The following is a 17939-nucleotide window of genomic DNA, read 5'->3' on the forward strand; positions in this document are numbered from 1 at the left end:
TTTAATAATAATCATACCGTAACCTAGGTCTTGATTGGATATTTATTTATTGATTTTTATCGTTTCGAGAAAATACTAAATAAGCGATCACTGCCAACAAGACAATCGGCCAAGTAGCTGTGAGCCCTGCTAATATTATCCCACCAACTACCATAGCAAACACAACAAATAGTCCAGCGAACAAACTTATAAATGCAACAGCAAGACCAAAAAACACTATGATTGCGACACCAAAACCAATAATATTTTCTGTTATTCCTCCAATACTTACCCAGTGATTAAACCCTTCCATATTGAAGTAAAAAGTTGGTAGTAAACTTAATATAAAACATATACCTAGTAGATATAGAGTAAATTTAAAAAAACTAGCCATGACGCTCCCCTTCAATTAGTAGTATTTCCGAGTTGGCATCAAAATAGACGCCAATAGATAACCAAAAATAGCTGCTGACGGGTAAAACAAACCAAATATCACGGTTCCGGTTCGAACAGCCCAAACAGGCAGATTAAAGTGCTTTGCCATACCAGCACACACACCCGTTAACTTTCTATTTAATGCATCTTTAGTGATTGGATTACCGACATATTCATTTTTCATAACTTTGCTCCTACGCGTTCGCTAATTTTTGCTTTAATTGTGCCAATTGCTCGTCAACTTTTGATTCGACTTCTAGCTTCTTAAACTCATCTTGCAAATTACTTGATGTATAGTCATATGCATCCGCTTGGCTTTCTAGGTCATCTACTTTGCGCTGCAATGCTTCATAACGATTGCTGATCATATCAATCTTGTTACTATCCATTACTTGTTGAGAGCGTTGGCGGACAGATGCTGACTCATGACGTCGATTAGAGCTTTTTAACTTATCTTTTACTTCTGCTAGCTTTACATGTAATTGACTAGTGTCCGATGATATTGTTTCTAAATCTGTTTCTATTCTTACTAGTTGCGCCTTAAATACTTCAGCTTCGCTAGATGTTTTTTCTTTTTGGACTAATGCATCTCTTGCTAAATCTTCCCGACCTTTATTAAGTGCCAATTCCGCTTTAACCTGCCACTCATTTTGCTGCTTTAAGATCAATTCCAAATCTCTAGTGATATGCTTTTTTTCAGCAATTAAACTAGCTGCATGTGTGCGAGCCTCAACCAAAGCCTCTTCCATATCTTGGGCAATTAGTCTTAACATATGTTCTGGTTTTTCAGCCTTATCTAAAGCCGCATTTAGGTTAGCGTTTACTACATCAACAAATCTATTTAGTACACCCATGGGAATCTCCTGATCGTTTAGTGGGTTAATCAAAATCACTTTTATACTTTCAATCGCCGTGCCACCCTAATAAACACCATAAGTAACTGTTTTTATTAGAAATTAATTAGATCGGCTAAAACGCCATACTTTAAAACATTTACTTGGTGGTTAAGTTGACCAACTTTTGAGCAAATCAACCAGCACTCTAATCTTGCAGTTCTAAGAGTTGTACTAGCGCTTCAGAAACATGAGTTTTAGTTTGAAAATTTGGCGCAACTTTATAAGTCGTAGTTGTTTTAGATTTGGAATTTGGAATTTGGAATTTGGAATTTGGAATTTGGAGGAGTGAAGCAACTTAAGCAAATTGACTACAAACTAATTTGCTTATTTAAGTATGAAAAAATCGCATTAACAAAGCTAGAGGAGTTGACTGCATTTACGATAACGTAAACTACTCCCAAGCTAATGACAGGCAATATCGAAACAACTAACAGCGTTAACGAACTCACCATAATTATTCACTTGCTTCGTTGTTTGTGCTGCTTACACGTTTCGCTAATTTTACTATGTGTCTAACTTGTAAGATGTCAGTGTCTAAAATAGATAACTGAGTGTTATGGTGAACCTGCTTCTGCACTGTGGTAACTTGCTCATTTATCAACTTATTCAAGTCTTGAGTATCAGATAACGAACTTATTGAAACAGGTGTATTTAGAACTAGGCTGCTGATTAAAACTAATGATTGCATGACTTATCTCCTGATGTTTTATGTTTAGTCGGAGATACTATTACAAAGGTTGTGCCAAGCTTTGAATAAAAAAAGACCCTTATAAAATGGGCCTTTCAAGGTTTGTGTGTACAAACATAAAGTTTTAAATTTTTACCAAAAGTTACTCAGTGGTAAATTTAACCACTTTTTAGTCAATTCCTCTTTCGCGAAAAAATTCGGTGGCTTCTAGTATAAGCTCTTTACCTTTTTTCTCTGTTTTAACTGCATTTTCGCTTAAATATCGACGCCATATTTTCGCGCCCGGCAAGCCTAAATATAAGCCCATCATATGACGTAAAACATGCCATGCACGACCGTCATTCATTTCATGTTTAGTAATGTAGTCGGACATTTTTTCTAATACGCCAGAGCGAGTAATCTTGGCATGATCGTCTTTGTAAATAACTTCATCAACATCAGCCATTATGTAAGGATTTTGATAAACCTCGCGACCAACCATCACGCCATCGACGTGCTTTAAGTGCTCAAGACTCTCATCTAAAGTTTTAACACCGCCGTTGATGATAATTTCCAGTTCAGGAAACATCTCTTTAATTTTATATACACGGTCGTAGTCAAGTGGCGGTATATCACGATTTTCTTTTGGACTAAGGCCTGTAAGCCAAGCTTTTCGTGCGTGTATGATAAACGTTTCACAACCAGCAGCTTTAACTTTGGTAACAAAATCTAATAAAAATTCAAAGCTATCTTGATCATCAATGCCGATACGAGACTTCACCGTAATAGGGATAGTTGTCACCGCTTTCATTGCTGCAACACATTCCGCTACCAACTCCGGTTTTGCCATTAGACAGGCGCCAAACATGCCATTTTGAACACGATCTGATGGACAACCTACATTTAAGTTTACTTCGTCGTAACCTCGTTCTTCGGCTAGCTTGGCACAGTGCGCTAACGCTTCTGGATCGCTACCACCTAACTGTAAAGCGACAGGTTGCTCTTCTTTATTAAACTTTAAAAAGTCATTTTTACCGTGAATGATTGCACCAGTAGTGACCATCTCCGTATACAAAACCGAATATTTTGACATAGTGCGATAAAAATAACGACAGTGACGGTCGGTCCAATCCAGCATTGGCGCTACGCAAAAACGGCGATCTAACTTATTAACTGACGACATAAAAACCCTAAAATTTTTTCAAACGAATATACGTAGAAAGCAAAATATCACTAATTATAACACTGGCAACTTGACCTCAATAGGCTTTCCTAGCTTTTTGCCTTGTTATTTTATTTATGTTCTAAAAAACAGAATTTAGGGTTCAGTATTATGAATTGTCGATACTTGAAATCTGCTTCTATCATTTGCAGGCTAGCTAAAAATAAATTCCATATGGAGGAAATAAAAATGAAATTAGCTAAATTAACATCAAGCCTGATGGTTGCCGGTCTTATTCTCAGTGGTAGTTTATCGTCACAGACCGCAAACGCTTCAGAACAATCTAGCCAGTCTGAGTTTTCTGGCTCAAATGCTAAAACGAATAGCTTTTGGTGGCCAAAACAACTTAACCTAAGCCCTTTGCGCCAGCACTCACCAGAATCTAATCCATATGGTGCAGATTTTGATTATGGTGAAGCTTTCCTAACTTTAGATATCAAAGAAGTAAAAAGTGATATTGAGACTGTTTTAAAAACCTCTCAAGACTGGTGGCCAGCGGATTATGGTCATTATGGTCCTTTTATGATTCGAATGGCTTGGCATAGTGCCGGGGTATACCGAGTAAATGATGGTCGTGGCGGCGCGGCAGGTGGTCAACAACGGTTTGATCCACTAAACAGTTGGCCCGATAACGCAAACTTAGACAAAGCTCGCCGTCTATTATGGCCTGTCAAACAGAAGTATGGGCGTAATCTATCTTGGGCAGATTTAATGGTATTGGCAGGTAACGTATCTCTTGAATCAATGGGTTTTAAAACTTTTGGTTTTGCCGGTGGTCGTGCTGATGATTGGGAACCAGACTTAGTTTACTGGGGACCAGAAACCAAAATGTTGGACGACAAGCGTCGTGACAAAAAAGGCAAACTTAAAGGCCCTCTTGCTGCAGTAGAAATGGGACTAATTTATGTTAACCCTGAAGGCCCTCATGGTGTTCCAGATCCTTTATTAGCCGCAAACGACATTCGTATGTCATTTGGTCGTATGGCAATGAATGATGAAGAAATTGTTGCTCTTATTGCAGGTGGTCATACATTCGGTAAAGCCCATGGAGCTAAAAAGCCAAAAGATTGTGTTGGTGCAGAGCCAGCAGCTGCGGCTATTGAAGACCAAGGCATAGGTTGGAAAAATAAATGTGGAACTGGTAAGGGTGCAGATACAACCACGAGTGGTTTGGAAGGAGCATGGACCGTGACACCAACTCAATGGTCTACAAACTATCTGGATAACCTAATGATGTTTAACTGGGTTCAAACTAAAAGTCCTGCTGGCGCCACACAATGGATACCGGACGACAAAGCCGCGGCCAATTTAGTTCCAGATGCTCACATTAAAGGTAAGCGTCACGCGCCTATTATGTTTACAACTGACATCGCATTAAAAGAAGATCCTAAGTTTAGAGAAATTGTTGAACGTTTCCGTAAAGACCCTTCTCAATATGAACTGGCATTTGCGAAAGCGTGGTTTAAATTAACACATCGTGACATGGGCCCTAAAGCGCGTTACATAGGACAGGAGGTTCCTTCGGAAGATTTACTATGGCAAGACCCACTTCCTAAAGCGGACTATAAAACCATTTCTAATAGTGATGTTAAAAAACTTAAGAAACAGATTTTGGATTTAGGTATTACTGGTCCTGAGCTAATCAGAACAGCTTGGTCAGCAGCATCTACCCACCGAGTAACCGATATGCGTGGTGGTGTGAATGGTGCCCGTATTGCTTTAGAGCCTCAAGTTAATTGGGAAGTAAATAATCCTAAAGAACTTAAAAAGGTTCTAAGTGCTTTGAAAAAAGTGCAGGAGACTTTTAATAACAGTTCTCGTAGTAAAAAGGTTTCCTTGGCAGACTTGATTGTATTAGGCGGTGCCGTAGCTATCGAAGAAGCAGCTAAAAAAGGTGGCGTAAAAGTAGAAGTACCTTTTGTTGCTGGTCGTGTTGATGCAACTCAGAATACAACTGATATTCAATCTTTTAACTACTTAAAACCAACAGCCGATGCATTTAGAAATTACTACGATGCGTCAAGCTACATGGGCCCAACAGAGATGATGGTAGATAAGGCAAACATGCTAGGTTTAACTGTACCAGAAATGACAGTTTTACTTGGAGGTCTTCGTAGTTTAGATGCAAATATTAATGGAAAGGATCACGGGGTATTTACAAATAAGCCTGGTACTTTATCTAATGACTTTTTCGTAAACCTTTTAGATATGGGAACCGTCTGGAACAAAACATCGACCGAAGGTGTTTACGAAGGTAAAGATCGTAAAACAGGTAAACTAAAATGGACAGCAACACCGGTGGATCTCATTTTTGGTTCAAACTCAGAATTGCGTTCTGTTGCTGAAGTTTACGCTTCAAACGACGCTGATGAGAAATTTGTGAATGACTTCATTTCAGTGTGGGTCAAAGTAATGCAATTAGATAGATTTGATATTAAATAGCTTTTGCATCTACCTTTTTAGTGAATGATTATTATTAATAATTTACTATCAATAGATGTTAAGCCTAATAAAACATGCTGTTAAAGCTATTCAAATAGCGCTTTTATTAAGGTCACGTTTAACGTGGCCTTTTTTATTATAAACATCTATATACTCGCGGTTAGAACATCTGTAGCTAGACATGAAATATTTGTAGGCTATAGCGCCTTCTTCTTTTTGTAACGCTTTTTCACAATAAAAGCTTGGTATTCCATTAAGTCTTGGTAACTGGATTTAGTTATATTTTCTATAGGTGAGTGATAACTGACATCTCTCAACCATTCTATGTTATATGGGCATTTCTTTATTAATCTACGGATTACCTTTCGCGTATCAACATAATCCATGTCTACAGTTTTATAAAATAAAGCTTCTGCAAACATAGTAGGGGTTACACAATAATAGTTGTTACTATCTGACTGTAGGAATTTACCATCGAAAGACGATACCGCTAGGTTAGAGTTTGGTTTAGGTATGTGAATAGTTACACTCCCTTTAACCAATGTTTTGCCTGTCTTTTGTTTAAACCCTAATGATTCAAAAAACGAAATAACGTATTTGCGTTGGCCAATAGAAAGCACATCGTAATCATTTCTGACAAAAAAATTATCGTCGTATACCGTGATTAAAGGCAAGCCATCTAAAGCATATAGATTGTTATCTCTATTTAGTACTGAAAAGTCTATCATTTAGGCAAGTTCCAAAATTAAAAACTCTATTTGTTCAACTTATTATTACGAGTATAACAGCACTTAGATCATAGGAAAGCTGTGGATGAAAGTGACTTTTAAACACTGAAAGTGAATATGGAAAGCGAAGAAGCACTGAATCGTGGTGGTTGGGTATAAATTTGAGGCAATAAAAAACCCCGGCGCAGAGCAGGATGCTCAAGTGCCGCGCAGGCAGGATGCCTAAGAGTGGCCACCTTGATGGTTTTAAGGAATTCTAAACGAAAAAAACCGCGACGAAGCAGTGAATCGTGGTGGTTGGGTATAAATTTGAGGCAATAAAAAACCCCTCGCACCAAGTGCAAGGGGTTAGTATGGGAGCCTGGCGGTGAGCTACTCTCGCATAGCAAATGCTACACTACCATCGCCGCAGCTGCGTTTCACTTCTGAGTTCGAAATGGAATCAGGTGGTTCCACAGCGCTATTGCCACCAGGCAAAGCTGTTTGTAATCGATGTTTAATAAACACCGCTTACTTAAATTGTCTTAACAATTAGAAAGCCAGCACCGCATCAGCAGTACTTTAAAATAAGGTAATATTGTTTTAATAATTTTGACCATCAGTGCTCAAGAACACTTAAGCGTTGTATGGTTAAGCCTCACGGGCAATTAGTATAAGTTAGCTTAATGCCTCACAGCACTTCCACACCTTACCTATCAACGTTGTAGTCTTCAACGACCCTTTAGGACAGTTAAACTGTCAGGGATGACTCATCTCGAGGCTCGCTTCCCGCTTAGATGCTTTCAGCGGTTATCGATTCCGAACGTAGCTACCGGGCAATGCCATTGGCATGACAACCCGAACACCAGCGGTTCGTCCACTCCGGTCCTCTCGTACTAGGAGCAGCCCCTCTCAATCATCCAACGCCCACGGCAGATAGGGACCGAACTGTCTCACGACGTTCTAAACCCAGCTCGCGTACCACTTTAAATGGCGAACAGCCATACCCTTGGGACCGACTTCAGCCCCAGGATGTGATGAGCCGACATCGAGGTGCCAAACACCGCCGTCGATATGAACTCTTGGGCGGTATCAGCCTGTTATCCCCGGAGTACCTTTTATCCGTTGAGCGATGGCCCTTCCATACAGAGCCACCGGATCACTATGACCTACTTTCGTACCTGCTCGACGTGTCTGTCTCGCAGTTAAGCTTGCTTCTACCATTACACTAACCGTACGATGTCCGACCGTACTTAGCAAACCTTCGTGCTCCTCCGTTACTCTTTGGGAGGAGACCGCCCCAGTCAAACTACCCACCAGACACTGTCCACAACCCCGATAAGGGGCCAATGTTAGAACATCAAACATACAAGGGTGGTATTTCAAGGATGGCTCCACCTGAACTGGCGTCCAAGTTTCATAGCCTCCCACCTATCCTACACATGTAGGCTCAATGTTCAGTGTCAAGCTGTAGTAAAGGTTCACGGGGTCTTTCCGTCTAGCCGCGGGTACACAGCATCTTCACTGCGATTTCAATTTCACTGAGTCTCGGGTGGAGACAGCGTGGCCATCATTACACCATTCGTGCAGGTCGGAACTTACCCGACAAGGAATTTCGCTACCTTAGGACCGTTATAGTTACGGCCGCCGTTTACCGGGGCTTCGATCATGAGCTTCTCTTGCGATAACCCAATCAATTAACCTTCCGGCACCGGGCAGGTGTCACACCCTATACGTCATCTTTCGATTTAGCAGAGTGCTGTGTTTTTAATAAACAGTTGCAGCCACCAGGTCACTGCGACCCACTTCAGCTCCGGCAGCAAGTGCCTTCACCTAATGTGGGCGTACCTTCTCCCGAAGTTACGGTACCATTTTGCCTAGTTCCTTCACCCGAGTTCTCTCAAGCGCCTTAGTATTCTCTACCTGACCACCTGTGTCGGTTTGGGGTACGGTTCTTAATCATCTGAAGCTTAGAGGCTTTTCCTGGAAGTATGGCATCAATGACTTCATCACCTTAGTGACTCGTCTCGTATCTCAGTATTAGCCGCCCGGATTTACCTAAGCAGCCTACCTACATACTTTCACACGGACAACCATCGCCGTGCTCACCTAGCCTTCTCCGTCCCCCCATCGCAATGATTAAAAGTACAGAAATATTAATCTGTTTCCCATCGACTACGCATTTCTGCCTCGCCTTAGGGGCCGACTTACCCTACCCTGATTAGCATGGGATAGGAACCCTTGGTCTTTCGGCGTGGGGGTTTTTCACCCCCATTATCGTTACTCATGTCAACATTCGCACTTCTGATATGTCCAGCACACTTCTCAATGCACCTTCAGCCACTTACAGAACGCTCCCCTACCTAGCGAATAAATTCGCTACCGCAGCTTCGGTGTTATGCTTAGCCCCGTTACATCTTCCGCGCAGGCCGACTCGACTAGTGAGCTATTACGCTTTCTTTAAAGGGTGGCTGCTTCTAAGCCAACCTCCTAGCTGTCTAAGCCTTCCCACATCGTTTCCCACTTAGCATAAACTTTGGGACCTTAGCTGGCGGTCTGGGTTGTTTCCCTCTCCACGACGAACGTTAGCACCCGCCGTGTGTCTCCCGGATATTACTTTACGGTATTCGGAGTTTGCATGGGGTTGGTAAGCCGGGATGGCCCCCTAGCCCAAACAGTGCTCTACCCCCGTAAGTATTCGTCCGAGGCTCTACCTAAATAGATTTCGGGGAGAACCAGCTATCTCCCGGTTTGATTAGCCTTTCACTCCTAGCCACAGGTCATCCCCTAACTTTTCAACGTTAGTGGGTTCGGTCCTCCAGTTGATGTTACTCAACCTTCAACCTGCCCATGGCTAGATCACCGGGTTTCGGGTCTATACCTTGCAACTTATTCGCCCAGTTAAGACTCGGTTTCCCTACGGCTCCCCTATTCGGTTAACCTTGCTACAAAATATAAGTCGTTGACCCATTATACAAAAGGTACGCAGTCACAGAACAAGTCTGCTCCTACTGCTTGTACGTATACGGTTTCAGGTTCTATTTCACTCCCCTCACAGGGGTTCTTTTCGCCTTTCCCTCACGGTACTGGTTCACTATCGGTCAATTGGGAGTATTTAGCCTTAGAGGATGGTCCCCCTATCTTCAGTCAAGGTTTCTCGTGCCCCGACCTACTTAATATGTCCAACATGGCTTGTCGTGTACGGGACTATCACCCACTATCGTTGCACTTTCCAGAGCATTCCACTAAACCATGCTGATTCGGCTGTTTCCCGTTCGCTCGCCGCTACTTAGGAAATCTCGGTTGATTTCTTTTCCTCCGGGTACTTAGATGTTTCAGTTCTCCGGGTTCGCTTCGCATAGCTATGTATTCACTATACGATACCCTAAAAAGGGTGGGTTTCCCCATTCGGAAATTCTGGTTTATAACGGTTTTTATCACCTTAACCAGACTTATCGCAGATTAACACGTCCTTCATCGCCTCCAATTGCCAAGGCATCCACCGTATACGCTTATTCACTTAACCATACAACCTTAAATGCTCTCGCAAATTCAGTCGTATATTATGTGTCATATTTATTGGTTACTTGACTTGTATAAGGTCAAGAACCTGACATAAATAACGCTTGAGTTTTCTCTTACAGTGATAATCAAAATTATTTTTTTAGTTGTTGAATAACAAATAAATAAACAATAATGTTTACCTTATTTTTTTATCAGCTTTCCAAATTGTTAAAGAGCATGAGTTTATAAAAAACTCTAAACGATGCACACTAACTAATGTGTATGGTTTAGGGTTTTGAATCGAGAAACTGAGTGTCAGTATGGTGGAGCTACGCGGGATCGAACCGCGGACCTCTTGAATGCAAATCAAGCGCTCTCCCAGCTGAGCTATAGCCCCATACTGAAGTCACGTCATTAAAACGATTGTTCCAAATCGATGATTTGGTAGGCCTGGGCAGACTTGAACTGCCGACCTCACCCTTATCAGGGGTGCGCTCTAACCAGCTGAGCTACAGGCCTATCGTTTATGCTACAAACTCTCGAATGCAGCTAACAGCTTGCAGCTTTCTCGCTCATTATTCGTAATTAATTATTTGTGTGAACACTCTAAAGGTGTAACTTCGTTTATAAGGAGGTGATCCAGCCGCAGGTTCCCCTACGGCTACCTTGTTACGACTTCACCCCAGTCATGAACCACAAAGTGGTAAGCGCCCTCCCGAAGGTTAAGCTACCTACTTCTTTTGCAGCCCACTCCCATGGTGTGACGGGCGGTGTGTACAAGGCCCGGGAACGTATTCACCGTGGCATTCTGATCCACGATTACTAGCGATTCCGACTTCATGGAGTCGAGTTGCAGACTCCAATCCGGACTACGACAAGCTTTATGGGATCCGCTTACTCTCGCGAGTTCGCAACCCTTTGTACTTGCCATTGTAGCACGTGTGTAGCCCATCTCGTAAGGGCCATGATGACTTGACGTCGTCCCCACCTTCCTCCGGTTTGTCACCGGCAGTCTCCTTAGAGTTCCCACCATTACGTGCTGGCAACTAAGGATAAGGGTTGCGCTCGTTGCGGGACTTAACCCAACATTTCACAACACGAGCTGACGACAGCCATGCAGCACCTGTCTCATAGTTCCCGAAGGCACTAAAGCGTCTCTGCTAAATTCTATGGATGTCAAGAGATGGTAAGGTTCTTCGCGTTGCATCGAATTAAACCACATGCTCCACCGCTTGTGCGGGCCCCCGTCAATTCATTTGAGTTTTAACCTTGCGGCCGTACTCCCCAGGCGGTCTACTTAATGCGTTAGCTGCGCAAGACAACTCTTAAGAGTCAAACTGCTAGTAGACATCGTTTACGGCGTGGACTACCAGGGTATCTAATCCTGTTTGCTACCCACGCTTTCGTACATGAGCGTCAGTGTCGACCCAGGTGGCTGCCTTCGCCATTGGTATTCCTTCAGATCTCTACGCATTTCACCGCTACACCTGAAATTCTACCACCCTCTGTCGCACTCTAGCCATCCAGTTTCAAATGCAGTTCCCAGGTTGAGCCCGGGGCTTTCACATCTGACTTAAATGGCCGCCTGCGTACGCTTTACGCCCAGTAATTCCGATTAACGCTCGCACCCTCCGTATTACCGCGGCTGCTGGCACGGAGTTAGCCGGTGCTTCTTCTGCGAGTAACGTCACACCTAGCCGGTATTAACGACTAAGCTTTCCTCCTCGCTGAAAGTGCTTTACAACCCGAAGGCCTTCTTCACACACGCGGCATGGCTGCATCAGGCTTTCGCCCATTGTGCAATATTCCCCACTGCTGCCTCCCGTAGGAGTCTGGACCGTGTCTCAGTTCCAGTGTGGCTGATCATCCTCTCAGACCAGCTAGGGATCGTCGGCTTGGTGAGCCTTTACCTCACCAACTACCTAATCCCACTTGGGCTTCTCTAAAGGCGGGAGCCGAAGCCCCCTTTGAGCCGTAGCTATCATGCGGTATTAGCAGTCGTTTCCAACTGTTGTCCCCCACCTAAAGGCAAATTCCCAAGCATTACTCACCCGTCCGCCACTCGTCAGCAACTAGCAAGCTAGTTCTGTTACCGTTCGACTTGCATGTGTTAGGCCTGCCGCCAGCGTTCAATCTGAGCCATGATCAAACTCTTCACTTAAAAGTTTAATCGCTACCCATTGAATTCTGTTCAAATAAATTTTCGTTCAGACACTCAATCAATAGTTTACAAGTGCTAGCCTGTTTCCTAAGAAACTCTAGCGTGTTTGTTACTACTCTTCGGAGTGCCCACACAAATAATTAATTACAAATTGTTAAAGAACGTTCAGAGCCTTTCTGCTCTTGGTCGAGACCTTGTCTCAACCGGGATGCGCATTCTACACTTCCCTAATTCGTTGTCAACGTTTTTATCAAATCTTTTTCAATATTTTGAAGAAGTTTTCTAAACCGTTTTGAGCCTCATCTCACAACCTTTACTTAACGTTTCGAGCTGTTTGATGTCTCCCTGACAACGAGGACGCATTTTAGGGAGTTTTAGAAATAGCGCAAGCACTAATTGCAAATAATCCGATCTTTTTAGATCGTTTGAACAGATCTTGTTCGATCTGTGTAAAAAATGGATCATTCTGCTAAATTATGACCAAGAAATAACTTGTAAATCCCTCTGTAGGTAATAGTATATGCCTTACGTGAACGATCACGTGTTTACATTTATGTTTTTTAAAACTTTTTTGAGAGTATGGAATATGTCTTTTAATTCTTCGGTATTCGTACCGTCTATAGTAGTAGCAGTTATCGGTGCGGTTCTTTTTCATTTTGTTGGTTCTGAAGTCCCTGCATCTGCAGCCTTTGCGATTGGTGCGGTAGTAGCAGGTCTTGCTGCTTCATTCACTGGTTCTTCAGAAGAGCAGGCAGCAAATACAACAACGTTATATGTGGGTAACCTTCCTTATCGTGCAAACGAAGGAAGTGTTCGTGAGCTTTTCAGCGAATACGGTACCGTGTTTTCTGTTCGTTTATTACGAGATAAACAAACAGGCAAGCGTCGTGGTTTCGGTTTTGTAGAGATCGCAACGGCAGATAGCACTAAAGTGATCGACTCTTTGAATGACTTTGAGTTTCAAGAACGTATGCTTAAAGTACGTTTAGCAAACGACAAGTAATTCACACTTAACTTTAAGAAAAGGTCGCATTAGCGGCCTTTTTTATTGCCAAATTTAGTGTTTTAGTCATTTATTGAGTAAAATGCATCATTATGTCCATTATTATGAATTTATCCCTATGCCATTAAGTTCGATCAAACCAGAACAATACGACTCGCTATTAGACAAAAAGATCCAAATTGTTAATGAACAGTTTAGTGAATTTTCTATCCCACCTATAGATGTATATAAATCGCCTACACTGCATTACCGTATGCGTTCAGAATTCAGAGTCTGGCATGACGGCGACGATCTGTTTCACATCATGTTCGACAAGGAAACTAAAGAAAAGATCCGAATAGATCACTTTCCACCAGCAAGTGAGCTTATTAATAGTGTGATGAAAGACATCATTGACGAGCTAAAGCCAAACGAAGTGCTGCGCCGGAAACTGTTTCAAATAGACTACCTTTCTACCCTAACCGGAGAAGTATTGGTGAGCCTGCTTTATCACAAACAGTTAGACGACGAGTGGATTGAACAATGTAAGGCCTTAAAATCTCGCCTATCTGAGAAATACACAATTAACTTTGTTGGGCGTGCCAGAAAGCAAAAGGTAATTTTAGATCGTGATTTTGTCATTGAAGAACTAAACGTCGATGGCAAGCCTTACATATATAAGCAAGTAGAAAACAGTTTTACCCAGCCAAACGCTAAGCTATGTGAAGATATGTTGAGCTGGGCCAAAAATGCAAAGCCATATACTGGTGACCTGCTAGAGCTATACTGCGGTGCAGGTAACTTCTCACTCGCATTAGCTGATAAGTTTGATCGCGTGCTCGCTACCGAGATATCTAAAACCTCAGTACAAGCCGCTCAATACAATATAGAGGCAAACAAAATAGACAACGTTGATATTATAAGAATGTCAGCGGAAGACTTTACCGAAGCGATGAATGGAACACGTACATTTAATCGATTAGAAGGTATCGATTTAAAGAGTTACAACTGCAATACAATTTTAGTCGATCCGCCTAGAGCAGGTTTAGACGATGACACGGTTAAAATGGTTCAACAATATGAAACCATCATATATATATCGTGTAATCCTAATACCCTGCACGACAACTTATTAGAGTTAAGTAAAACACACGACGTTTCAAAGTTTGCTGTGTTTGATCAATTCCCATATACCGATCATTTAGAGTGTGGGGTTGTTCTTACGGCTAAGTCTTAGTCTTAGTCTTAGTCTTAGTCTTAAAGATCTTTCGGTAATAAAAAGCCCACTCAAGTGATTATGCTTGGTGGGCTCTTCTCGAAAACATACTTCAACCTGACGCTTTGGCCTAAGTAGATCAATAATGGAGCTTTAGTAATAGCACTTTAATAACAGCACTTTAACAACAGTACTCTAATAATTGCTAACGTAATAATGATGCTCTATTAAAACAGCCTTAAGCTGCATCTCTACCAGCTCGCTGTTCTTTTAACGACAACCTCTGATAAGAGCTATAAGCTAATGTTCTTGTTTGGCCTTCTCGCATATAGGCATCCATCTCAACAGTAAAGGCAGCAGACACAGGAGCAACCTCTAAAATAACACCATCGCCTAAATTTGCGCTTAAAAGCGTTTTACCTGAAAACGCAAATAACGTTTTATCTTGGTCTTTAAAGTCCCCATCCACATATAGCTTTACACCTCTTATCCAATTGTTACAAATACGAACTTCTTTACCTTTCACATTAAATACAAACTCTTTACTAAACATACCTAATCCTTAATCCTGCTTATGCTAAAAACTTACCCAAAGCGCTACCAATTGACACACCTAATCCAAATAAACAGATTGCCCCCACAATAATCGCCAATGGCAAAACTCCTGGCTCATCCCATACAGATTTATACTCTTTATTGTCTAATACCTGTTTCATACGACATCCTTAGTAAAAAGCACCACTAACGCTGCCCCAATGATAATTCCAGAAGATAGAGTGAATATGAACTGCACTATTTTTTCTAACTTTTTACTACTTTCGTCTGTTACCAGGTCCATTTCAATCACTGGCGTTTCTGGGACAATAATCTCTGACTGTTGAATTTCAAAAACAGAGGCCAGCGCCATTACCGTTTCATTTGAAGCATTACCATACCGCTCAACACGTTGAATAGTTCGTAAACTTACTCCACACGCATCGGCTAAATGTTGTTGCGTCCAACTCTGACTCGTTCTTTTTGTTTTAATTAACTCTGCATTTATATCCATTTTAATTCTCCAGAGTTACTTATCTAAAAATTGTAAAAATAAGAACATACCCACAAACCCGCATACTCCGCCAATGGCAAACCAGGTTAGGAACCCTTTTAAAAATTCACTTTTAGAAGAGGTCGCTTTTGGCATCACTTTTCGGGTTTCTACATGGACGCCGTCTTTAATAAGTGAACAATGCAACTCTGAGGTCAGCATGTTGACCATATTGAACTCTATTTCAAACAACACACCTTGATGCTCAAAAGAATGAACTGACTTACGTCTTAAACTGCGCTTTTCCGAAACGACTACACCATCAAAGGTAACCGACTCTTTACCTGATTTACCCGAGCCCCATGCTTCAATTTCATGGTCATCAACTTTAAAGTGAAACCTAAATCCGTCTGATAGCAGAGTCATACCCGACAGCTTTTCTACACTATCGTTCTCAGCTTGGTTAAGCATATTAATTTCAGAGTCATTAGTGTCAACATTGCCACTTTTAATTGTGCTACTTTCAGCACTCTTGTTATCAAAGTTATTATCTTTTTCAGAAGTCATTTTCAAAATCCTTAATGTATTTGTGTTACTCAATGTGGGACTCAGTAAAACAAATATTTCCTAAACCTGTGACGACACTAACAGGACAGTCATACGTTTTGTCATATGTCTGTGGTTAGTGTCACAATATGACAGTGAGGTGTCATATCTCTGAAAGTCTTGCCCTGACTAGCTTTTCTTCTAATTATCTATATTTTTAATCAAATAGAATTAAACGTAAAACCAGCCGTCTACTTTTTCACGTGTCGCATGGATTCAGAGCCTTTTGCAATAAAGCGCATTTGGCGAACCACTTTTATTGACAATAATTCTCGCTTTTCCTGGCTTAAATCTAATGCTTCTGCGCCGGCATTAAATACAATCGTCACCAAGGCATCAGCTTCATATAATGCGTCTTGATGATTCGAATTTGTTTTGGTTTGAATGTATTCCGTTAACTCTTCCACAAAATGTTGAATCTCTCGGTTTACTGCTAACCTAAATGCCTTAGACGTACCAGATCGTTCACGAAGTAAAAGCCTAAACTCATTACCATTAATTTCCACAAACTCCATAAAGGTAGAAATTGACGTTTGCACTACACTGCCTTTGCCTTTATCAATACGAGCACGAGCTTGGCGCATTAATTGTCTAAGCATTAAACCAGCCTCATCCACCAGCGTTAAACCTAATTCATCCATGTCTTTGAAGTGACGATAAAACGAAGTGGGCGCAATGCCAGCTTCACGAGCCACCTCACGCAAACTTAAATTAGCAAAGCTTTGATCTGGGCTTAACATCCTAAACGCAGCGTCAATAATGGCACGTCGAGTTTGTTCTTTCTGTTGAGCTCTCGTTCTTACGAGTGTTTGACCTGTATCGTTATTCATCGCTTACCTAATATTAGATTCCGGTGTCCCACAAACTTTAAACTGAATAACAACAAGTAGTAGCTATCATTTATAAAGTTATTCGTTGCATTTATTATCGCATCTTCTAAACTCAGCGTACGTCTGTTAGCTGAGTATTAAATATGTCAAAACCACCTATTCTATGGACCAACGTGTTCGTTTTTTTATCTACATTTGTAATCGCATTAATAGGTGTACCTTTATATGGCTACTATTATGGTTACCAAACAGAACATCTGGTTGCCACAATAATAGCATTAGGTTTTGCAGGCATGTCTATCACCGTTGGTTATCACCGCCTTTGGTCCCACCGTACGTACGAAGCACATCCCGTTTTACAATTTATATTAGCGTTAGGCGGTGCATTTGCATTGCAAAACAGTGCATTACACTGGTCTTCTGATCACAGAATACATCATAAATTCGTTGACCAGAATGGTAAAGACCCATACTCAGCTAAAAAAGGGTTTTGGTTTAGTCATATCGGCTGGATGTTACGAGACCATCAACCAGAGCGATATGACGACTACAGCAACTGTCGAGATCTTCAAAAGAACAAAATAGTTATGTGGCAACACAAACACTACCTGTTACTCGCAATGACGCTTAACTTCGGTATTCCTATTGCGCTTGGCATTATTTTTAATGATATCTGGGGCATGTTACTAACGGTTGGCGTCTTGCGCTTAGTATTAAGCCATCATTTTACGTTCTTTATAAACTCGCTGGCTCATATTTGGGGAAAACAACCGTATACCGATAAAAATAGTGCCAAAGACAATGGCCTGCTCGCTTTTATCACTTATGGCGAAGGCTATCATAACTATCATCATATCTTTGAAAACGATTACAGGAATGGCATCAAATGGTGGCACTTCGATCCAACTAAATGGTTTATTAAAGCGATGACCTTTGTAGGCCTAACCAATAACCTTAGAAAAGTACCGGAAGAAAAGATAAAGGCGGCAAAGTGGAAAATGCAAAAGCAACTTGCCACTCAAAAGCTCATCGCACTTAAAGGTAAAACCGATTTGTTAAACCAACTAGATGCTGAGTATCATCACCTTGTTGAAGAATTTAAACGATATGTTGAGATCAAATCTGCATACCTTACAGCTAAAAAACAAGCGATATCTGACGCTGCACTTGCAGAACTGAAAACAAATTACAAACTATTACAGTCACAAATAAAAATGAGACAACAAGAGTGGCAGGCACTCATTAACGAAATTCCGGCTTAAATA

At 41.5% G+C, this 17939-nt stretch carries 15 protein-coding genes, 2 tRNA genes and 3 rRNA genes; 4 read left to right on the top strand and 16 right to left on the bottom strand.

Features of this window, described 5'->3' with window-relative positions:
• Positions 1 to 46 precede the first annotated feature (46 nt).
• From ACZ1GV_RS12100 to dusA, 5 genes are all read right to left on the bottom strand, one after another.
• The gene (locus ACZ1GV_RS12100) at positions 47 to 373 is read right to left on the bottom strand and encodes a hypothetical protein (RefSeq protein ID WP_472674385.1); all 327 of its coding nucleotides are present in this window, start codon (positions 371 to 373) and stop codon (positions 47 to 49) included.
• 15 nt (positions 374 to 388) lie between these two features.
• A complete protein-coding gene (locus tag ACZ1GV_RS12105; RefSeq protein ID WP_472674386.1) occupies positions 389 to 598 on the bottom strand; it encodes a PspC domain-containing protein in 210 nt (69 codons plus the stop codon).
• A gap of 10 nt (positions 599 to 608) precedes the next feature.
• Positions 609 to 1268, bottom strand: a complete 660-nt coding sequence (locus tag ACZ1GV_RS12110; RefSeq protein WP_472674387.1) for a PspA/IM30 family protein — start codon at positions 1266 to 1268, stop codon at positions 609 to 611.
• Between the two features lie 496 nt (positions 1269 to 1764).
• Positions 1765 to 1998: a hypothetical protein gene (locus tag ACZ1GV_RS12115; RefSeq protein ID WP_472674388.1), complete on the bottom strand. Its 234-nt coding sequence runs from the start codon at positions 1996 to 1998 to the stop codon at positions 1765 to 1767.
• A gap of 169 nt (positions 1999 to 2167) precedes the next feature.
• Positions 2168 to 3160: a tRNA dihydrouridine(20/20a) synthase DusA gene (dusA, locus tag ACZ1GV_RS12120; RefSeq protein ID WP_472674389.1), complete on the bottom strand. Its 993-nt coding sequence runs from the start codon at positions 3158 to 3160 to the stop codon at positions 2168 to 2170.
• A 228-nt stretch (positions 3161 to 3388) separates the two neighbouring features.
• On the opposite strand from dusA, the gene katG reads away from it, so the two are divergent.
• Positions 3389 to 5641: a catalase/peroxidase HPI gene (katG, locus tag ACZ1GV_RS12125; RefSeq protein ID WP_472674390.1), complete on the top strand. Its 2253-nt coding sequence runs from the start codon at positions 3389 to 3391 to the stop codon at positions 5639 to 5641.
• 197 nt (positions 5642 to 5838) lie between these two features.
• On the opposite strand, the gene ACZ1GV_RS12130 is transcribed toward katG, so the two are convergent.
• The 6 genes from ACZ1GV_RS12130 to ACZ1GV_RS12155 form a co-directional block, all read right to left on the bottom strand.
• Positions 5839 to 6369 (bottom strand): hypothetical protein, encoded by a 531-nt coding sequence (locus ACZ1GV_RS12130; RefSeq protein WP_472674391.1) that lies wholly within the window; start codon positions 6367 to 6369, stop codon positions 5839 to 5841.
• A 359-nt stretch (positions 6370 to 6728) separates the two neighbouring features.
• Positions 6729 to 6843, bottom strand: a 5S ribosomal RNA gene (gene rrf / locus ACZ1GV_RS12135).
• Positions 6844 to 6995: 152 nt separating this feature from the next.
• A 23S ribosomal RNA gene (locus tag ACZ1GV_RS12140) occupies positions 6996 to 9874 on the bottom strand.
• A gap of 299 nt (positions 9875 to 10173) precedes the next feature.
• Positions 10174 to 10249 (bottom strand) — tRNA-Ala (locus ACZ1GV_RS12145).
• A 45-nt stretch (positions 10250 to 10294) separates the two neighbouring features.
• Positions 10295 to 10371: transfer RNA gene (locus tag ACZ1GV_RS12150), tRNA-Ile, on the bottom strand.
• Positions 10372 to 10479: 108 nt separating this feature from the next.
• Positions 10480 to 12013 (bottom strand): 16S ribosomal RNA (locus tag ACZ1GV_RS12155).
• The 16S, 23S and 5S rRNA genes sit together here with 2 tRNA genes alongside, the layout of an rRNA operon.
• A 586-nt stretch (positions 12014 to 12599) precedes the next feature.
• Here ACZ1GV_RS12155 and ACZ1GV_RS12160 point away from each other — a divergent pair.
• Positions 12600 to 13016, top strand: a complete 417-nt coding sequence (locus tag ACZ1GV_RS12160; RefSeq protein WP_472674392.1) for an RNA recognition motif domain-containing protein — start codon at positions 12600 to 12602, stop codon at positions 13014 to 13016.
• 118 nt (positions 13017 to 13134) lie between these two features.
• Positions 13135 to 14232, top strand: coding sequence for a tRNA (uridine(54)-C5)-methyltransferase TrmA (trmA, locus tag ACZ1GV_RS12165; RefSeq protein WP_472674393.1), 1098 nt, complete (start codon positions 13135 to 13137; stop codon positions 14230 to 14232).
• Positions 14233 to 14449: 217 nt separating this feature from the next.
• On the opposite strand, the gene ACZ1GV_RS12170 is transcribed toward trmA, so the two are convergent.
• From ACZ1GV_RS12170 to fabR, 5 genes are all read right to left on the bottom strand, one after another.
• Entirely contained in the window at positions 14450 to 14764 is a 315-nt protein-coding gene (locus ACZ1GV_RS12170) for a hypothetical protein (protein ID WP_472674394.1), read from the bottom strand.
• A 19-nt stretch (positions 14765 to 14783) separates the two neighbouring features.
• Entirely contained in the window at positions 14784 to 14927 is a 144-nt protein-coding gene (locus tag ACZ1GV_RS12175) for a hypothetical protein (protein WP_472674395.1), read from the bottom strand.
• Entirely contained in the window at positions 14924 to 15259 is a 336-nt protein-coding gene (locus ACZ1GV_RS12180) for a helix-turn-helix domain-containing protein (RefSeq protein WP_472674397.1), read from the bottom strand. The genes ACZ1GV_RS12175 and ACZ1GV_RS12180 overlap by 4 nt, the downstream gene beginning before the upstream one ends.
• 15 nt (positions 15260 to 15274) lie before the next feature.
• Positions 15275 to 15805, bottom strand: a complete 531-nt coding sequence (locus tag ACZ1GV_RS12185; protein WP_472674398.1) for a hypothetical protein — start codon at positions 15803 to 15805, stop codon at positions 15275 to 15277.
• Positions 15806 to 16035: 230 nt separating this feature from the next.
• Positions 16036 to 16674 carry an HTH-type transcriptional repressor FabR gene (gene fabR, locus ACZ1GV_RS12190; RefSeq protein WP_472674399.1) on the bottom strand — a complete coding sequence of 213 codons (639 nt, stop codon included), beginning with the start codon at positions 16672 to 16674 and terminating at the stop codon, positions 16036 to 16038.
• Between the two features lie 143 nt (positions 16675 to 16817).
• On the opposite strand from fabR, the gene ACZ1GV_RS12195 reads away from it, so the two are divergent.
• Entirely contained in the window at positions 16818 to 17936 is a 1119-nt protein-coding gene (locus ACZ1GV_RS12195; protein WP_472674400.1) for an acyl-CoA desaturase, read from the top strand.
• The last annotated feature ends 3 nt before the right edge of the window (positions 17937 to 17939 follow it).

The sequence above is a fragment of the Psychrosphaera sp. HA2-10 genome (assembly GCF_055693745.1).

Coding starts and splice junctions, on each gene's coding strand:
- ACZ1GV_RS12100 (WP_472674385.1), bottom strand. CDS start 373: ATGGCTAGTTTTTTTAAATTTACTCTATATCTACTAGGTATATGTTTT.
- ACZ1GV_RS12105 (WP_472674386.1), bottom strand. CDS start 598: ATGAAAAATGAATATGTCGGTAATCCAATCACTAAAGATGCATTAAAT.
- ACZ1GV_RS12110 (WP_472674387.1), bottom strand. CDS start 1,268: ATGGGTGTACTAAATAGATTTGTTGATGTAGTAAACGCTAACCTAAAT.
- ACZ1GV_RS12115 (WP_472674388.1), bottom strand. CDS start 1,998: ATGCAATCATTAGTTTTAATCAGCAGCCTAGTTCTAAATACACCTGTT.
- dusA (WP_472674389.1), bottom strand. CDS start 3,160: ATGTCGTCAGTTAATAAGTTAGATCGCCGTTTTTGCGTAGCGCCAATG.
- katG (WP_472674390.1), top strand. CDS start 3,389: ATGAAATTAGCTAAATTAACATCAAGCCTGATGGTTGCCGGTCTTATT.
- ACZ1GV_RS12130 (WP_472674391.1), bottom strand. CDS start 6,369: ATGATAGACTTTTCAGTACTAAATAGAGATAACAATCTATATGCTTTA.
- ACZ1GV_RS12160 (WP_472674392.1), top strand. CDS start 12,600: ATGTCTTTTAATTCTTCGGTATTCGTACCGTCTATAGTAGTAGCAGTT.
- trmA (WP_472674393.1), top strand. CDS start 13,135: ATGCCATTAAGTTCGATCAAACCAGAACAATACGACTCGCTATTAGAC.
- ACZ1GV_RS12170 (WP_472674394.1), bottom strand. CDS start 14,764: ATGTTTAGTAAAGAGTTTGTATTTAATGTGAAAGGTAAAGAAGTTCGT.
- ACZ1GV_RS12175 (WP_472674395.1), bottom strand. CDS start 14,927: ATGAAACAGGTATTAGACAATAAAGAGTATAAATCTGTATGGGATGAG.
- ACZ1GV_RS12180 (WP_472674397.1), bottom strand. CDS start 15,259: ATGGATATAAATGCAGAGTTAATTAAAACAAAAAGAACGAGTCAGAGT.
- ACZ1GV_RS12185 (WP_472674398.1), bottom strand. CDS start 15,805: ATGACTTCTGAAAAAGATAATAACTTTGATAACAAGAGTGCTGAAAGT.
- fabR (WP_472674399.1), bottom strand. CDS start 16,674: ATGAATAACGATACAGGTCAAACACTCGTAAGAACGAGAGCTCAACAG.
- ACZ1GV_RS12195 (WP_472674400.1), top strand. CDS start 16,818: ATGTCAAAACCACCTATTCTATGGACCAACGTGTTCGTTTTTTTATCT.